Genomic DNA, 17,032 nt, shown 5'->3' on the forward strand with positions numbered 1-17,032 from the left:
AGGAGAATCACATGCCAAGAGTCAAACGCGGGGTTACAGCTAGAGCCCGTCATAAAAAAGTTATCGATGCTGCCAAAGGTTACCGTGGCCGTCGTAAGAATGTATTCCGTATTGCTAAGCAAGCGGTTATGCGTGCAGGTCAGTACGCTTACCGTGACCGTCGCAATAAGAAGCGCGTATTCCGTGCTTTGTGGATTGCACGTATCAATGCTGCTGTTCGCCAATACGATGTCACATACAGCGTATTCATGAATGGTATGAAGCGATCAGGTGTTGAGTTAGACCGTAAGGTTCTATCTGACATGGCGATCAACGACAAGCCAGCGTTTGCTGCCTTAGTCGCTCGTATCAAAACAGTAGTAGCTGCGTAAGTAGGGCCCGCACATGGTTTCACTCGACCAAGTTGTCGAGGATGCCAAGCGGGACTTCGATGGTGCCGCCGATTCGGCGGCCCTCGAAGACGCCAAGGCACGCTACCTCGGTAAATCCGGAATTCTCACAGAGCGTCTTAAGTCGCTAGGTGCGTTGGATCCTGAGGCACGCAAAGCAGCCGGCGCAGAAATCAACCAAGTTAAATCAGCCGTAGAAGCAGCGCTCAATGCGCGTCGCCAAGCATTGGCTGATGCTGTTTTACAAACTCGTTTAAGTGCTGAAGCCATTGATGTCACCATGCCAGGTCGTGGTCAAGACAGCGGTAGCTTGCATCCTGTGATGCGCACTTGGGAACGTGTTGAACAAATTTTCCGATCAGTTGGTTTCGATGTGGCCGATGGCCCAGAAATCGAAAACGACTGGTTCAATTTCACGGCGCTGAACAGCCCTGAAAATCACCCAGCACGATCCATGCAAGACACTTTCTATGTGGAAGGTGTTGATGAGCAAAACAAACCATTGCTATTGCGCACGCACACCAGCCCAATGCAAGTTCGTTATGCCAGCGCTCATGTGGCTAAATATTCCAAAGATGCGGTGATGCCACCAATCAAAGTGATTGCACCAGGTCGCACTTACCGTGTTGATAGTGATGCGACGCATTCACCAATGTTCAATCAAGTAGAAGGCTTATGGATTGCAGAGAACGTATCTTTTGCAGACCTCAAAGGTGTTTACACCGACTTCTTAAAAACATTCTTTGAAACGGACGCCATCGATGTTCGTTTCCGCCCATCATATTTTCCGTTCACTGAGCCATCAGCAGAAATTGACATGGCCTTTGAATCTGGAAAGTTAGCGGGCCGTTGGTTAGAAATTTCAGGAGCAGGTCAAGTTCATCCAACTGTTTTGCGCAACATGGGTCTCGACCCGGAGCGTTACATTGGATTTGCTTTTGGCTCAGGTTTAGAGCGCTTGACCATGTTGCGCTATGGCATTGACGATTTGCGTTTGTTCTTTGAAAACGACATTCGTTTCTTATCTCAATTCCCAGCTTAATTCAGACTGAGCAACCATCATGCAATTTTCAGAATCCTGGCTCAGACAATACGTTAATCCTGACATGACAACGGAGCAGTTGTCACATGCTTTGACCATGGCAGGTCTTGAAGTTGAAGAGACACGTCCTTTAGCGCCGCCATTCACACAAGTGGTGGTTGCAGAAATTCTAGAAGCTGCGCAGCACCCAGATGCAGACCGCTTGCGCGTTTGTAAAGTCAATGCCGGTGGCGAGACATTGCAAATTGTTTGTGGTGCCCCAAATGCTCGCGTTGGTATCAAGATTCCTTGTGCTTTGGTTGGTGCGCAATTGCCACCATCTGAAGAGGGTGGCAAACCATTCGCTATCAAACTTGGCAAATTGCGCGGTGTTGAATCGCAAGGCATGTTGTGTTCAGGTCGCGAACTAGGTGTTGGTCAAGACTCTGAAGGCATCATGGAGTTGGCTGCTGATGCGCCGGTTGGACAAGACATTCGTGAGCACTTAAAACTTGATGACACGATTTTCATCATCAAGCTCACACCAAACAAAGCTGATTGCTTATCAATTCTTGGTGTGGCACGTGAAGTGTCTGCCATCACTGGTGCCAAACTATGCGCACCAACAATTGAAGCGCAAAAAAGCAGCATTCAAGACAAACTCAAAGTCACAGTAGAAAACAAAGACCTCTGTGGTCGTTTCGCTGGTCGTGTGATCAAGGGTGTTAATGCCAAAACCAAAACTCCTGACTGGATGGTGCGTTATTTAGAAGGCGCCGGACAAAGAAGTATTTCTGCTTTGGTGGATATCTCAAACTATGCGATGTTGGCAATTGGTCAACCAACGCATGTGTTTGATCTGAACAAGATCAAAGGCGACTTAACGGTTCGTTGGGGTCGTGATGGTGAGCAATTAGAGCTATTGAATGGCCAAACAATTTCTGTGGCGCCATTGAATGGTCAGGGTGTTGGCGTGATCGCTGATGCCAACGGTGTAGAAAGCATGGCCGGCATCATGGGTGGTAACCCAAGCTCTGTCACTTTAGACACACAAGATATTTATCTCGAATCTGCTTTCTGGTGGCCATCAGCCATCCAAGGTCGCAGCAGAAGATTCAACTTCTCAACCGATGCAGCGCATCGTTTTGAGCGCGGTGTAGATCCTGCCGGCACAGTCAATGCCCTTGAATTTGTTTCAGGATTGATTGCTGAAATCTGTGGTGGTCAGTTAGGTCCTGTTGATGACCAAATCGTTGACTTGCCAAAGCGCTCAGACGTTCGTTTAAGAGTGGCTCGTGCACAAAAAGTCATTGGTGTGCCATTGACTGCTGATGTGATTGCACAATTATTTGATCGCATTGGTTTGCAATACCAGCGAGAAGGCAATGAAGCATTTGTGGTCAAAGCTCCTAGCCATCGTTTCGATATTGAAATCGAAGAAGACTTGATTGAAGAAGTTGCCAGACTCTACGGCTTTGAAAATATTCCAGCCAACCCGCCAGTGGCAGAGCAGCGCATGCAAGGCACGCAAGAGCCTAAGCGTGGCATCCATCAATTGCGTCACGCGATTGCAAACAGAGCCTATCAAGAAGTCATGAACTTTGGTTTCATTGACGCTGACACAGAAGAAAAATTAGCCGGTAACACCAACCCAATCAAAGTACTCAACCCGATCGCTAGTCAGTACTCGGTCATGAGAAGTAACTTGATTGGTGGTTTGGTACAAAACCTCAAACAAAACATCAACCGCAAAGCAACGCGTGTGCGTTTATTTGAAGTGGGTCGTGTATTCCAACGCAATCCAGAAGCTCAAGTAGGTGAGTTGAGCATTGCTGGTTACGATCAACCAGTTCGTGTTGCTGGTTTGGCCTATGGCCCAGCAGTGCCAGAACAATGGGGCACACCAACTCGCTCAGTCGACTTCTTTGATGTCAAAGGTGATCTAGAGGCACTATTGGCTCCTTTAGAATTCAAAGCAGAAAAGACAGAACACCCAGCCTTGCATCCTGGACGCAGTGCACAAATTTCTATCAAGAAGCGTGGCAAAGATATTAACTTGGGCGTGATTGGTGAACTTCACCCACGTTGGCAGCAAGCCTATGACATCCCAGGTTCAGTCGTTCTATTTGAAATTGACTGGGCAGCCATCCAAGACATCGGTTTACCGGTCATCAACACGATCAGTAAATTCCCAGCGGTTACCAGAGACTTGGCGGTGGTTGTGGATCAGGCAGTAACAGTGACTCAGTTGCAAGATGCTATGAAGGCAGCCAAGCAGTTATTGGTAAAGAAAATCGACTTATTTGACGAATTCAAGCCAACTGCAGGCAGAATGGGCGGAATGGCTGAAAACGAAAAGAGTTTGGCGTTTAGGATCACTTTGTCAGATGAATCAGGTACATTACAAGATGCTCAGATCGAACCTGTGATTTCAGCCTTGTTAGATGCCATGAGCGTAAAATGCAAAGCAAGAATTCGTTGACCAACAACGCAACAAAGAACAGAATAAGCAGTAACTAAAAAATAAACAACAGAACAAAGTAAAAGTGGAGTGCAGCCATGAGTGATGCCGCAACAATTACAAAAGCAGAATTATCAGACGCCTTGTTTGACCAAGTTGGTTTAAACAAGCGTGAAGCCAAAGACTTGATCGACTCTTTCTTTGAAACAGTGGGTCAATCTTTGCAATCAGGTGTGGACGTTAAAATCTCTGGATTTGGTAACTTTCAATTAAGAGAAAAATCAGCTCGTCCTGGCCGTAATCCTAAAACTGGTGAGTTGGTACCTATCTCAGCCAGACGCGTGGTCACATTTCACGCCAGCCAAAAGCTCAAAGACAAGGTCGATCCTAAGGTCTAAAGAGTTTCACTAATGGAAAAGAACATGCACGGCATGATTGCCGGGGGATCCCTCCCTCCAATTCCAGCGAAACGCTACTTCACCATTGGTGAAGTAGGGGAGTTGTGTGATGTTAAGCCGCACGTCTTGAGATATTGGGAGCAAGAGTTCAACCAACTCAACCCACAAAAGCGTCGCGGTAACCGTCGTTACTACCAACACCATGAAGTGGTGCTGATTCGTAGAATCAGAGAGCTGCTGTACGAAGAAGGTTTCACCATCAACGGCGCCAAATTGCGCCTCAATGAATCAAGCCAAGAGAACTCTGTTCAGGTGAGCCACCAGAGAACCAATGGCCAGCATCAAGATTCAATCAGGACTGAGCTAGAAGCCGTCCTAAAAATCCTATCTAAATAGTTATACAATTTTCTGTTAAGTCGGGGCGTAGCGCAGCCTGGTAGCGTACTTGCATGGGGTGCAAGTGGTCGGAGGTTCAAATCCTCTCGCCCCGACCAATAAAAAAGACCACCGAAGTGGTCTTTTTATATTTTTTGTACTGAGATCTTTAATTGCAGTATGTCTGAGTACCAATTGTTTGACAGGTTTTCCCATTTGAATAATAGGTTTGATTGCCAATTTGCTGGGCAGTAACTCCATTTGAGTAATAGGTTTGATTGCCGATTTGCTGAGCAGTCGTTCCATTTGAGTAATAGGTCTGGTTGCCGATTTGTTGAGCTGTCGTTCCGTTGGAGTAATAAGTCTGATTGCCAATCTGTTGCGATGTAGTTCCATTTTGGTAATAGCGTTGATTACCAATTTGCTGATAACTCTGTTGAGCAAAAGCAATACTTGTAACGGACATAAGTAAAAAACCTAGTACTTTCTTCATGTGACTCCTTTACGTTGATTCAATATCTTTAGATTAACCTTATTGATACTTTATTGCTAGTAATTTTTATATGTAACTTTATTTAACCGCTTACTCAATTAAATTTTAGTTATTCAATGGCTCAACCTATGAGCCATTGAGCCCTCAAAATGAGCTATCAAACACTCATTTTGGAGGTGGTATGCGTAACTACACTTACATTGATGGCACCCGTTTTATAGTGGTCAACCTATTTCGCAGTCTGAGATATGACATTGACCGCTTAGACATGAGCTGGGTGGGGGATCAAAAGCCGATCTTTTCAAGAGGCTTTAGGATCGTTGATAACGATGAGAACAATACAGTGACTCTTGATGGTGGGGACGCCGACAATCTCATCTACAGTCTGACTTACATGTTCTCAAACGAAGAAACCACGGAAGAGTTCAGAGAAGCCGTTGATGAGTTCATCAAGGATGCGCTAATCACTAAAAACTACCTGATCAACAGCCAAGGTAAAAAAGAGAGCGACAAAACTACAGAAGCTGAATCTTTACTTCATTAATACGCTCAATTTATTGAGCGTATTTCTTAAGAGAATTCTCAAGCTTTGAGATGACTTTCTTCTTCAAGTCAGCGGGGGCTAGAACTTCTACCTCGTCGCCATGCTTGAGAATATCCATGATCAGTTCAGGATCTTGGCTGTACTCAAACTCTAAAACATAAGAGCCATCTTTTTCAAAATGGCTGCGTTGTTCTGGGTGCCAAGACTCCCCTGAAACCCATCTTGATGCTTTTGGACTAAATTTAAGTTTGGCTGTCTTATCTGCTCCGCCAGAGAAGATGCCGTAACTCTTTGTGAAATGCTCATTCATATCCTTATCAGAAATGTCTTTGCACTTCTCATTGAGTAAAACCACATCTCTGATGCCATCTAGCGAGAAGCTTCGTAAAGCTTCTCGCTTATGACAATAAGCATCCAAGTACCAGTTTTCTCGATAATGAATCAAACGCTGAGGTGACACCTCGCGTTCCTCGACTTCATCGCGGTCCTTGGTATAAAAAAGGATTTGAATCATTTCTCGTTTGAGCAGGGCATTACCAATATCCGCAAAATACTTGCTAGAGTTCTTTCGGGACCCCATGCTGATCAATTTGATGCGCTTACGCAACTCTTTGGAGCTTGTTTCACCGTTGCCTAGGATCGCATCGATTCTGGTCATCAATGGCGCGATATGAGGACCAATGAGGCCGCCTTGGTCCAAAGAAGCCAGGAGATGATTCATGGTCACTAGGGCGGTGGTTTCCTCTTGAGAAAACCACATGCCGTGCAGCTCAAACTTAGGGCCTGGACCTTGTTTACCAAATTTATAACCACGCTCATATGAATCCCACTCAATCGGGGCATTCAAATTATTCTTCATGAAAGCCAGATCGCGTTTGAACGTGGCCAATGAAATATCGAGCTCTTGTAAAAAAGCGTCTGTACTCACAACCCCACGACTATTGAGTAGGTTGTATATCTTGTAAACGCGCTCCATGTTGTTCATAAGCCAGCCTCATATTTAGCACTTTTGATGACTTTAGCACTTTATGAGATTGGTAGCTCATTTAATGAGCTAGTGCTGCCTTAGCTCTGATTCCGCGCTTGTATTTCAACTGCTGTATTGAAATCAAGATTTAAAGATGGCACCTTATGTATGGTGGGTACTGGATTTTGCTTGCTTAAAAGAATGAAAATTATTCAACGCTTTGAAATTAAAAAAACGTTTCTATAAGGCACGAGCGAATTTGATGTGAAAATCAAAATAGAAAGAAACACTAAATAGTCATGTACTTGCGTAAATACGTTAGTAGTAACGAAGAGATTTATCAACAATTTTTCTAATGTAGTCACTGTTAAACCAAAAAGCTTGCTTAACAATTTTATTGCCTATGGAATCAGTATCAAAATCAGAGCCATTTTGAGCTTTTGGCCGCATGTGTATAAAATTTGTAAATGAGCTTGTTGGCAGGCTACTAATATTTTTTCCGCCTGACGTTTTAAATGTTTTGCATGCACCAGTTTGAACTTTTTTTTGATACATTTCCCATTCGGCTCTAATCATAGCTTCATCGAAATTATCAGGAAACCATAAAAATGATTTCCCAATTTTTCTTTCACTAACATGACTAATCTTTGAGGTTGATAAAATTGGTATAAACAACAGGGAGTTTAAATATTTTTTTAAATGGCTTTGCTCCCAAGTTTCAAGCTCAAATTCTTTAAGTTTAATGGGGCATAAAGATACCGATTCCCAGGGTTTATTTGTAGCTGGGTTAATTCTAATGACCTTAATTTTAGTATTAGAGTCTTTTGGTAATACATTAAGATTTGCAAAGAACTTTTTAAATAATGTTGCCTGACCATTCTTTGACTTTGAAATATCAATATTTAGTTGCTTTGCTAAAGTAATCATACTTTGACCTTCAAGCATTGTCATAATGTTGATTAAGTCATCGCCTGAAGTTACGCCACTTTTACTAAAAGTCATTTAATTAATTTTTATTTACTAGAAACTATAAGTTATCATAATCCAATGAAAATTATTGAACTTTTTGCAGGTATTGGCGGTTTTCGGATTGGATTTGAATCAGCCAATAAGAATTTAAATTCAGACTACTTTAAGGTGGTTTGGAGTAATCAGTGGGAGCCTAATGAGAGGGCTCAATACGCATCTCAAGTTTATGTCAATAAGTGGGGTGAAAAAAATCATAGCAATGAAGATATTGAGACGATTTGCGAGCGGGAAATGTCTTCTGGATCAGGCGAAAAAATCCTGCCGAAATACGATTTATTAGTTGGTGGTTTTCCATGCCAAGATTACTCAGTAGCTAAAACACTTCGAAGTGCAGAGGGTATTCATGGAAAAAAAGGTGTTTTATGGTGGTCGATATACAAAATTATTTCGATTACAGCGCCCAAGTACGTTCTCTTAGAAAATGTTGATAGATTAATAAGTTCCCCGGCCAAGCAACGGGGAAGAGATTTCGCAATTATGTTGTCATGTTTGAATGATTTAGGGTATGTGGTTGAGTGGCGAATCATTAATGCTGCTGAGTATGGGTTCGCTCAAAGAAGAAAGAGGATATTTATTTTTGCCTCAAAAGAGACAACGAAATATGCAAAAAAAATTATTAAATCTCCGTTCACATCAATTTATAAAAATGGTATTTTTCCGCAAGCTTTTCCAGTTATAGGCAAAGAAAAAAATTTAGAAGAAAATTTACTCCCTAATTTTTCAATTAGTGATTTAGATTTGGATGTGATAACAACTAATTTTAATAAGGGCGGTAAAAAAACTCCATTTTTAAATTCCGGTATCTCATTTAAAAGAAATATATGGACTGAGCGAGTTATTCCAAATTACTCTGGCAAGTTTGATTGCATTAGAAATCATCTGGTAAAGGATTCTGATGTGCCGGCTGAGTACTACATATCTAAAAAAGAATATGAAGAAAAATGGTTTCCCTTAAAGGATGCAAAAAAAATAGAAAGAATAAGTAAATCTGGAATTCCCTATCTTTATTCTGAAGGCAGAATTGCCTGTCCAGATGAGTTGAATAAGCCTGCTCGGACCATCATAACTTCGGAGGGGGGGAAAACCCCATCAAGATTTAAGCATATTATTTTTAAGGATGGTAAGTACAGAAGGTTGACACCAGTTGAGCTTGAGGGATTAAGTGGGTTTCCGAAGAATCATACAAGGCTGGACATTATTCCAGATAAGAAGCGAGCCTTCTTTATAGGTAATGCACTTGTAACAGGTGTTGTGGATAGGTTGGGGATTTCAATTTATAAACTGATTGGGTGAGTTGAGGGCAAGATGATGGATGAAAATTTTTTGGGTAAGTCTAGGCAAGAAAGGTTGGATATATTGGAACGAGCTGAGCTTGAGGCAGCTCGTGGGGATACTCGTACCTTCCTAATTACAAACTTTAAACGCAAGTCGCATGATTTACCAATTTTGCGCGTTAATATTTCAGTGCCAAAGTACAGGTTAAGGAATGGTAGAACATTAACCTATCAATTAGAGTATGTTGCAAAACATACAGTGGATAAAGATTTCTTTAGTGCTGACCCTGAAAATATTGAAGCTCAAAAAGCGCAATATGAAATATTAGAAAAAATGATTAATGAAGAGAGGCTATTGGAAACATTTCAAAGCACTCAAAAAAAGAACGGTGAAATTCAAACAGAGCCGTTAGTTCTAGATCATGATGGATTTGTTGTTAATGGTAATAGGCGTATTACAGCCTGGCGTAAGTTGTTATCGGACAATCCAAAATCATATGGGGCGTTTGAATATATAGATGTTGTTAGGTTGCCCCCTTGTGAGGAAAGGGAAATTGTTGAGTACGAAGAGGCTATTCAGGTTAAACCGGATATTAAAAGTGAATATGCATGGCATTGTCGTATAGGAATGATGCGACAAAGGCAATTTATTGACAATGTGGACCCCGAGGTTATTGTTAATAATTACAAACTTACAGATGTTGCAGAGTTGAATGATCAAATTGGTTACTATCAATTGGCTGAAAACTGGTTAGAGCAATCTGGTAAAACTAATGAGTGGTCTGAGGTTGATCAAAATGAACAAGCTTTTAAGATGCTTTATGAAGCAAAAAAGAAAAGGGGTAAGAAATTAATGCCTCATCATGAGATGGCTTTAGAGGCAGCTGCTTTTACTTTAATAAGTACGCCTAGACAAGATAAGGCAGGGCGGTTGTTTACTCAAATACCTGAATTGGGAAAATCACTTGAGGTCATTGTCGACAAAGTAGCAGAGGATAAGGGTTTTTTAGATCTTCCTGAAAAAGAAAGATTTAAGAGTTTTGCTCAATTTGTAACAATAAAAACTAATGAACGAGAAGAGGTTAAAGAAAAGTCCCAAATAATTTTTGAGGCCATAGAGGAAGCTAAGGAAGAGCTTAAAGGCGAAAAAAATGCTTCTTTTGTTGAGGATAAAGTTAATGAAGCAATTAAATGCTTAAATCAAGCCAAGAGGAATTTTAAGTCCCCTAAAAACCCATCAACCATTGTTTCTAACATGGATAAAATCTTAAGTTTGACAAATGAACTAAGAAAAAAGGTGCTTGAGGATAAAAAATAATGCCTCATCTAAAAGTTGACTATAGTCGCGAAAACTCGTCTGCGATTTTTACTTTCTCAGATGATGTAAAAGCATCCTTGCGAATGAGTATTTTTACTTACTGTCAGATATCAGGTTTAGAAAGCTATAAGAGATTATCTGACTTTCGGTTTCAGATGGATTGGTCAGATTTTTTATCAATATGTGATGGTATATCTGAGCGTGTTGAGTTCGAGGATGTTGAGTTTATTTTCGATGATGATGCTCGAAATAAATTCAATCTGGCGATAAAGGACAGAGAAGTCTTAACTGAAAGTTCTGCTCCAAGCCCCATAGATGCAAGTATTTTATTGGGGACTATTCAAGCAAGTCACTTTAAACGTAATTTAACTGCAGAGCAGCTTAGAAATGTTTGTAAGTTAGCGTCTTTGCGCGGTGGAGCGTCTTTTTCTGTCCCTGGCGCAGGTAAAACTACCGAAGCATTGGCGACTTACGCGTATCACAGTAAAGACCTTGACAAGGTTTTAATTGTGGCACCTAAGAATGCATTTATTTCTTGGGATGACCAGATTCAGGATTGTTTCTTAAATCCTCCGGCTATATATCGTATGCAGGGTGCAAATTTAAATGTGGATGAAATAGATGCTGCTAGATTTTTAATCATCACATATCAAAAATTAGCTAATGAAGTTCCGCTACTTAAAAAGCTTTTATCAAATCATCGGGTTATGATGATTCTTGATGAGGCGCATAGAATTAAAGGTGGTAAAGGTAGGGTAACTGCCGAAGCAGTACTGAGCCTAGCAGATTTGGTTGACAGGAGATTACTTCTTACTGGTACGCCAATGCCTCAAAGCATTGAGGATTTGAAGCCGCAAATTAGTTTTTTATATCCGGCATACCAAGTTCACAACATTGAAGATCCTGTTTCTGCAATTTCTAATATATTTGTTAGGACCACAAAAGCTGAGCTAGATGAATACTTGCCGTCAATTGTTTGCGAGCGTGAAATGGTTAAATTAGGTTTTGACCACAGGCATTTATATGATTTAGTTAAGAAAGAGGAGATTCGCAAGTTATCTGGATTAAATCTAACTGATAGAAGTGCTCTTAGGAGGGCTGGCCGCTCTGTAATGAGATTATTGATGTTAGCAGTAAATCCATCAATTATTGGTAAATTTGATAGTGATGCATTAAATGATTTGTTAATTGCAGCCTGTAAAAATGAGTCCCCAAAAAATAAACGAGCATGTGAAATCGCCAGGAAAAATGCTAATAATGGTGAGAAGACTCTTATATGGACAAACTTTAGACAGAATGTCGAGCTAATAACTACGCAATTGAAAGATTTGGGAGCTGTTCACATTCATGGAGGTGTTGATGCTGGCTCTGATGAGGATGAGGAGACGAGAGAATATAAAATCAAGCAATTCAATCAAGCGCCCGATTGTATGGTAATGGTTGCAACTCCTGCAGCTGCTTCAGAAAGTATAAGTCTTCATCATGGTTGCCATAATGCCGTTTTTATTGATAGATCATTTAATGCGGCACAGTATATTCAGGCACAAGACAGGATTCATAGAGTCAGTAATGATGGTAAGAATAAGCCAGCTGTAAAAATTAAATTTTTAGAATGTGAAGACTCAATTGATCAAACTGTTTCAAAACGTCTTGCCGAAAAGATTGAGAATATGTCAAAGGTTCTTAGAGATGACTCTCTAAGAGATATGATAAACGTAAGCCTGGATTTGGAAGAGGGTGTTCTGGATGAGTCAGAAGGCTTGGAGGTCGAAGACGTTCGAGCTCTTATTAAGGATATGGCTTCTTAATTATGGTGTCGGCTGGTTTAGTAGATGCTTTAGTTGAATTAATTTTAAAAATTAATAGCGGTTATCACTTACATGTAAATGTAACGATGCGCCGAGTTTTTAACAGCTGTGATTTAGCATCTATCTGTCAATTAGGCATTAGATATAAATTGCTTAAAGAAAACCATGATGAGCTTATCGAACTCTCTGAATCAGCCGCAATTTTAATTAAATCAGAAAAAAAATTATTTATTAAGCAAGCAATTGTAAAGATGTATGTTCAATTTGATAGGCCAGTAATTACTTCTTTAGCCCATCTTGGAGTTGCGCATTGTTTAGCTTCGATGAGTGCAAGTGAGCGTCAAATTTTTAGGGAAAGTGGACTTTTAGAAGATTCTCCAACTAATGAAATGATCGACTGGTGGGATGGGTTAGCAAGAGAACGCCGAGGGGATATTAATGCTCTCAAAGAAGATGTTGGTCGTCGCGGTGAAGAGATTGCAATTAATTATGAGCGAAGCAGAACTGGCCTAGAGCCAATATGGCAATCAATTTATGACAATACTGCTGGTTATGATATTTTAAGTTGTATTGATTTTGATTTAAGCCACCGCTTGTTTATTGAAGTTAAATCTAGTACTTTGGCTAGATCTAAGGCGCATTTTTATCTTTCTAAAAATGAATACAATTTTGCTAAGCAAAAAGAAAATTACCATCTCTATCTTTTTAATTTTTTGAATAATGATATCTACATGGCAATTGCTGACATTTCAATGATTTCTGATTCAATACCTCAAAGTATTGGATTTGGAGAGTGGGAGTCATGCTCTATTCCATTTAGTCACCCGAATTTAGAATTTAAAAAAATTGAAATTAGTGCATTTAAGAAGTAGTAACTTTTTGAATGTAACGTTTAGCGATCTCTTTGGGTGACGTGCGTTCAACTATGAATCCACTTTAAGCTCAAGCTGGCTCAATATATGAGCCACCCATGTCCCAAAATGCGAAATATGCTAATCGGACCAGCCATCATTTCTTTCTTGCTACCTCTACAACTCTATGCCAACGATCTTCAACATTTCCGTCTTGAAACGGATGTTTACGTGCGTATTGCACGTGATTCAGCCGTATTGATTGGTGTGCCCAATCTCATGAACCGTTTTCCAGTCATCAACCATGACCAAGAGCTCATACTCAGAGAAGCCAACAAATATGATCGACCCCTTAAAAGAAGAAAACTCTTCATTCTCAAATTCTTAAGAAGTACTAATACTTTTTCGGATATTTAAAAATGATTATTCATGAATTAATCAACAACATGTAATTTATCAAAAAGTGCGGTCAAAAAAATCAAGTTAAAGACTACATATGCTTGGGTAAGAAACCAAAAACTGTTAGAGTTGAAAGAACTTATAAAAACAATATTTGGGGTCGTACTTATCAAAAAATTTATGAACTCTTTAACCCACCCAAAGACATAGACTTGGTAAACATCTACCCATACATATAAATGCTCTACCACCGCCCACAACTCCTTCAGCACATCCGTGACCAATTCGTCATTGACTGGCATGGGGTTCATGGAGCTAATCACTGGGCCAGGGTCTTGCATCATGGCCAACGCATCGCTGAACAAAGACAAGCTGACTTACTCGTTGTAGAACTATTTGCTTTTTTGCATGACAGCTGCCGCTTTGATGACTACAAAGACCCACTGCATGGAGAGCGGGGTGCAGAATTCGCCCACGGCATCAATGGACAACACTTCCACCTAGACAGTCAGCAGCTCGATAACCTCTGCTATGCTATTCGTCATCACTCAGGTGGTGAAGTCTCTACCAATCCAACCATACAAAGCTGTTGGGATGCTGATCGCTTAGATCTTGGAAGAGTAGGCATCATCCCATCACCTAAATTCTTATCTGTTGAAGCCTCTCAACTGATTGATGAAGCATTCAACTGGAGCATCAGTTCATGAAAACACTTTTATCAATTTCAAAAAACTTCATTCTCAAATTTCCCACATTCATCACATTTGGTCTTTTGAATGTAGCTCTTCTAAATCTTGCCTTCGCTCAATCTACTGCCACCCCCGAGCACGCCATAGGCCTTAAAGAACAACTCATCTCAGTTGAGCTATCTCCGGGCATTCAACAACAAGGTGTTTTATCACTTGCTGCTAGCAGCACAGCGCCCACACGACTTGCTGTTTTATTTCCGGGCTATCCATCAGTAGTAAGACCAGTGGTTGAAGGGCAGAGCATGACATCCTCTAAGCTCTCTGGAAACTTCTTGATTCGGTCACGCCGTCACTTGGCCACTGATGCAATTGCTACTTTGGTTGTGGATTGTCACTCGGATAGTGGTGACTATTGCTCAAGCAGTTATCAAGCATCTTCAAAACGTCATCAAGATGTATTGAAGTTAATTCAGGAAGTTAAAAAACAATACCCAAGTATTCAAGAGATATGGGCAATAGGTACATCGATGGGCACAGTCTCATCAAGCTTTGCACTCACTCATGAGCCCAGTATTTACAAAGGAGCGATTCATACAGCTTCGATCACTGAACCCAATGCCAGAAACTCTTATCCAGAACTAAGAAACTTTGATTACGCCAAAGCCAATCACATCTTCATTCACCATCTGAACGATCCTTGCTTCCTGACCACTCATTCAGGAGCGAAGTCCATTGCAGAAAAATACAAACGTCCATTGATCACGGTCACCGGAGGAGGTGATTTTCGTGGGGATGCTTGCAAGGCATTTACCGAGCATGGCTTTAGAGGCAAAGAAAAAGAAGTCATGACCGCCATTGGCAAAATTCTGATGACAGCCAAAGTTGAAGCCCTCTTAATTGATTAAAAGTGCTTATAAATCAAGGATTTTAAGTAAATAGGGGGGGGGCTGAATAAAATCATCAAAACATATAAATATTATTATATTTATATAAACATTAATATTAATAATCCAAATAAATTATTAAATACTTGCCGATTAGGTATTTAATAGTTACTATAATAAATATCCTCAATAATTAATTGATGGGATAGCTCAGAAAACTGGTTTATTAACTGCTGAGTAAATTAATACTTATTAAACTTATATAATATTTGGAGAATCAATGGCAACTTATCAAGAGTTATTAGCTCAAAAAGAATCTTTAGAGAAACAAATCCTTGAAGCTAAAGCCCGTGAAAAAGCAGAAGGCGTTGCTAAGGCAAAAGCCATCATTGAACAATATAACTTGAGCGCCTCTGATATATTCAATCGCAAAGGTCCTGCAGGCTCACGTGGTGGTAAGGTTGCTGCTAAATACCGCAATCCAAACACAGGTGAAACCTGGACTGGCCGTGGCAAAGCGCCAAAATGGATCGAAGGTCAAAACCGCGCTCAATTTGCAATTTAATGCGCGATTTACTAGATATTACTGATCAGGTAACTCAGTAATATTTAGTAATAAATAGCTCAAACAATAAAAAGCCCGTTAATTGGTCAGTTAATGACCCATAGCGGGCTTTCTCTTTTCTCCATCCCGCCCTTAAATACACTCTAATTAATTGACTTATATTCCCTCATATTTTCAGGGAGGGGTAGTGATTGCTATGCTAGTAATCAGGCATGTACCTTTTGGCTAACTCTTGCTTTCTTTTTTACCAACGCATTTAGTTGGAAATTAATACCTTCATTTTTTTGAATAATATGGATCACTTGAAAAAAATTCTCCATGGTTGGGTTGCCAGTAAGAGCAAGCATACGATGAAGGCTTTTACTCGGCTTATTTATTTCTTGAGCCAAGCCCTCAAAGCCGATCGTAGAATTCACGAGATCTCTGAGTAAGGCTTTTCCAAGTGCGGTATCGCCTACAAAAAAGGCAGAAAGAGCTTCTTCAAATAGAGCTGCTGCAAAAGCAGGGTCACGCTCAACGCGCGCCTTAACTGTATCTTTAAATAATTTAGTTAATGGCATGATTATTTCCTTTTCTCTTTAAGGACCTTTGTACCTACTGCAAGCCAAACTTGATGAGGAGGCAAAATACCGATTTTGGATTTTTAATGGCAACCTCTGCCAAAGTGGCCTGCTACCGCATCAAAGCCCAGTGCTCCTAGAGCTTATATTCCAGCCTCTTCGCATTTCTGAACCAGGCAATCCAAAATCAAGGTTTCCATCTTGTGGGCATAAAGCAAATTAACCTCGCCTTTTGCCATAGAGAGCTTATCTTTCTTATATCCCCTGATCATTGAATTGGTCAAAATCTTGGGTTCTTTATTGGGTGGATATTCTTTGATTTCTGGGGGAATCTTTGTCACTTGAGGATGCAACTTTAAGAACCCACCCTCAACCAAAGTAGGGATGTGTCTGGTGTGCAGGTTTCTCTGCAAATAATGAAGCAAATGAACTTGCTCAACTGGGCTGATCTGCCAATCCAAATAAATCACATCGGGTGATAGGGAAACCGATTGCATCAAGGCTTCCAGGGTGTCATGGCACAAATGCAAATCGACCGAAGACTCCCAAGGCTCAACGAACTTCTTGAAGTCTTCGAACTGCTCCTCGCCTCGCAAAATACAGAGTAATAGGAACTGATTGCCGCAGCGTTCGCGGATACCCATTCTTCTGCGGGTCAGCAATTGCTCTAATGAGGACATCAAAATACGGCGGTGACCGCCTCGGGTTTTCCAAGCCAATAACTCGCCAGTCTCAACCATCTTTTGGACGGTACCTAGTGATACTTGAAGATGCTTCGCGGTTTCGCGAGTACTCAAGAAATCTTTAGGATTTTCTTCTTTATTAAGGTCCATCTAAAACTTTCCTATTAATTGATGAAAGGACCTGAAATCGTATATTTAATTTATTTGCTATGTAATCAGACGATTCTGATTTCTTTGTAGGAAATTTCTTACAAATAACTGTCATGAGAAACCGATTAAATAAGGGAAAAACCTGAATGTGCACCTTAAACATTGGGTTTAAAG

The 17,032-nt window shown here is 40.7% G+C and carries 19 protein-coding genes and 1 tRNA gene; 15 read left to right on the plus strand and 5 right to left on the minus strand.

Features of this window, described 5'->3' with window-relative positions; translation table 11 throughout:
* The first annotated feature begins 11 nt into the window (after positions 1 to 11).
* The 6 genes from rplT (at position 12) to ICE88_RS07175 (ending at position 4,763) form a co-directional block, all read left to right on the plus strand.
* A complete protein-coding gene (gene rplT, locus ICE88_RS07150; protein WP_089516027.1) occupies positions 12 to 371 on the plus strand; it encodes a 50S ribosomal protein L20 in 360 nt (119 codons plus the stop codon).
* A 13-nt stretch (positions 372 to 384) separates the two neighbouring features.
* Positions 385 to 1,431: a phenylalanine--tRNA ligase subunit alpha gene (gene pheS, locus ICE88_RS07155; protein WP_216251074.1), complete on the plus strand. Its 1,047-nt coding sequence runs from the start codon at positions 385 to 387 to the stop codon at positions 1,429 to 1,431.
* A 19-nt stretch (positions 1,432 to 1,450) separates the two neighbouring features.
* On the plus strand, positions 1,451 to 3,892 hold the full coding sequence (gene pheT / locus ICE88_RS07160) for a phenylalanine--tRNA ligase subunit beta (protein ID WP_216251076.1): 2,442 nt from the start codon (positions 1,451 to 1,453) through the stop codon (positions 3,890 to 3,892).
* 77 nt (positions 3,893 to 3,969) lie between these two features.
* Positions 3,970 to 4,269 (plus strand): integration host factor subunit alpha, encoded by a 300-nt coding sequence (locus tag ICE88_RS07165; RefSeq protein WP_089516022.1) that lies wholly within the window; start codon positions 3,970 to 3,972, stop codon positions 4,267 to 4,269.
* A gap of 12 nt (positions 4,270 to 4,281) precedes the next feature.
* Positions 4,282 to 4,665: a MerR family transcriptional regulator gene (locus tag ICE88_RS07170; RefSeq protein ID WP_255535254.1), complete on the plus strand. Its 384-nt coding sequence runs from the start codon at positions 4,282 to 4,284 to the stop codon at positions 4,663 to 4,665.
* Between the two features lie 21 nt (positions 4,666 to 4,686).
* Positions 4,687 to 4,763 (plus strand) — tRNA-Pro (locus ICE88_RS07175).
* Between the two features lie 50 nt (positions 4,764 to 4,813).
* Here the strand turns inward: ICE88_RS07175 and ICE88_RS07180 are convergent.
* Positions 4,814 to 5,137 (minus strand): hypothetical protein, encoded by a 324-nt coding sequence (locus ICE88_RS07180; protein WP_216251078.1) that lies wholly within the window; start codon positions 5,135 to 5,137, stop codon positions 4,814 to 4,816.
* Positions 5,138 to 5,318: 181 nt separating this feature from the next.
* On the opposite strand from ICE88_RS07180, the gene ICE88_RS07185 reads away from it, so the two are divergent.
* Positions 5,319 to 5,681, plus strand: a complete 363-nt coding sequence (locus tag ICE88_RS07185) for a hypothetical protein (RefSeq protein WP_216251081.1) — start codon at positions 5,319 to 5,321, stop codon at positions 5,679 to 5,681.
* Between the two features lie 10 nt (positions 5,682 to 5,691).
* On the opposite strand, the gene ICE88_RS07190 is transcribed toward ICE88_RS07185, so the two are convergent.
* On the minus strand, positions 5,692 to 6,666 hold the full coding sequence (locus tag ICE88_RS07190; RefSeq protein ID WP_216251083.1) for a YafY family protein: 975 nt from the start codon (positions 6,664 to 6,666) through the stop codon (positions 5,692 to 5,694).
* 300 nt (positions 6,667 to 6,966) lie between these two features.
* Complete coding sequence (locus tag ICE88_RS07195) at positions 6,967 to 7,650, minus strand: MutH/Sau3AI family endonuclease (RefSeq protein ID WP_216251099.1); 684 nt, start codon at positions 7,648 to 7,650, stop codon at positions 6,967 to 6,969.
* Between the two features lie 45 nt (positions 7,651 to 7,695).
* Here ICE88_RS07195 and dcm point away from each other — a divergent pair, with 45 nt between their 5' ends.
* From dcm to ICE88_RS07235, 8 genes are all read left to right on the plus strand, one after another.
* Positions 7,696 to 8,970 carry a DNA (cytosine-5-)-methyltransferase gene (gene dcm, locus ICE88_RS07200; protein ID WP_216251103.1) on the plus strand — a complete coding sequence of 425 codons (1,275 nt, stop codon included), beginning with the start codon at positions 7,696 to 7,698 and terminating at the stop codon, positions 8,968 to 8,970.
* 12 nt (positions 8,971 to 8,982) lie between these two features.
* A complete protein-coding gene (locus ICE88_RS07205; protein WP_216251106.1) occupies positions 8,983 to 10,269 on the plus strand; it encodes a hypothetical protein in 1,287 nt (428 codons plus the stop codon).
* Positions 10,269 to 12,077: a DEAD/DEAH box helicase gene (locus tag ICE88_RS07210; protein WP_216251110.1), complete on the plus strand. Its 1,809-nt coding sequence runs from the start codon at positions 10,269 to 10,271 to the stop codon at positions 12,075 to 12,077. The genes ICE88_RS07205 and ICE88_RS07210 overlap by 1 nt, the downstream gene beginning before the upstream one ends.
* Positions 12,078 to 12,079: 2 nt before the next feature.
* The gene (locus tag ICE88_RS07215) at positions 12,080 to 12,949 is read left to right on the plus strand and encodes a DUF3883 domain-containing protein (protein WP_216251112.1); all 870 of its coding nucleotides are present in this window, start codon (positions 12,080 to 12,082) and stop codon (positions 12,947 to 12,949) included.
* Between the two features lie 108 nt (positions 12,950 to 13,057).
* Positions 13,058 to 13,345, plus strand: a complete 288-nt coding sequence (locus tag ICE88_RS07220; RefSeq protein WP_216251115.1) for a hypothetical protein — start codon at positions 13,058 to 13,060, stop codon at positions 13,343 to 13,345.
* Between the two features lie 221 nt (positions 13,346 to 13,566).
* Positions 13,567 to 14,034 carry an HD domain-containing protein gene (locus tag ICE88_RS07225; protein WP_216251117.1) on the plus strand — a complete coding sequence of 156 codons (468 nt, stop codon included), beginning with the start codon at positions 13,567 to 13,569 and terminating at the stop codon, positions 14,032 to 14,034.
* Positions 14,031 to 14,921 (plus strand): hypothetical protein, encoded by an 891-nt coding sequence (locus tag ICE88_RS07230; protein ID WP_216251120.1) that lies wholly within the window; start codon positions 14,031 to 14,033, stop codon positions 14,919 to 14,921. The genes ICE88_RS07225 and ICE88_RS07230 overlap by 4 nt, the downstream gene beginning before the upstream one ends.
* Before the next feature lie 259 nt (positions 14,922 to 15,180).
* Positions 15,181 to 15,465 carry an H-NS family nucleoid-associated regulatory protein gene (locus ICE88_RS07235; protein WP_089516018.1) on the plus strand — a complete coding sequence of 95 codons (285 nt, stop codon included), beginning with the start codon at positions 15,181 to 15,183 and terminating at the stop codon, positions 15,463 to 15,465.
* Between the two features lie 206 nt (positions 15,466 to 15,671).
* Here the strand turns inward: ICE88_RS07235 and ICE88_RS07240 are convergent, their stop codons facing one another.
* Entirely contained in the window at positions 15,672 to 16,025 is a 354-nt protein-coding gene (locus ICE88_RS07240; protein WP_216251123.1) for a transcriptional regulator, read from the minus strand.
* A 143-nt stretch (positions 16,026 to 16,168) separates the two neighbouring features.
* Entirely contained in the window at positions 16,169 to 16,858 is a 690-nt protein-coding gene (locus ICE88_RS07245; protein ID WP_216251131.1) for a helix-turn-helix domain-containing protein, read from the minus strand.
* Positions 16,859 to 17,032 lie beyond the last annotated feature (174 nt).

The sequence above is a fragment of the Polynucleobacter sp. AM-26B4 genome (assembly GCF_018882285.1).
GTDB lineage: Bacteria > Pseudomonadota > Gammaproteobacteria > Burkholderiales > Burkholderiaceae > Polynucleobacter.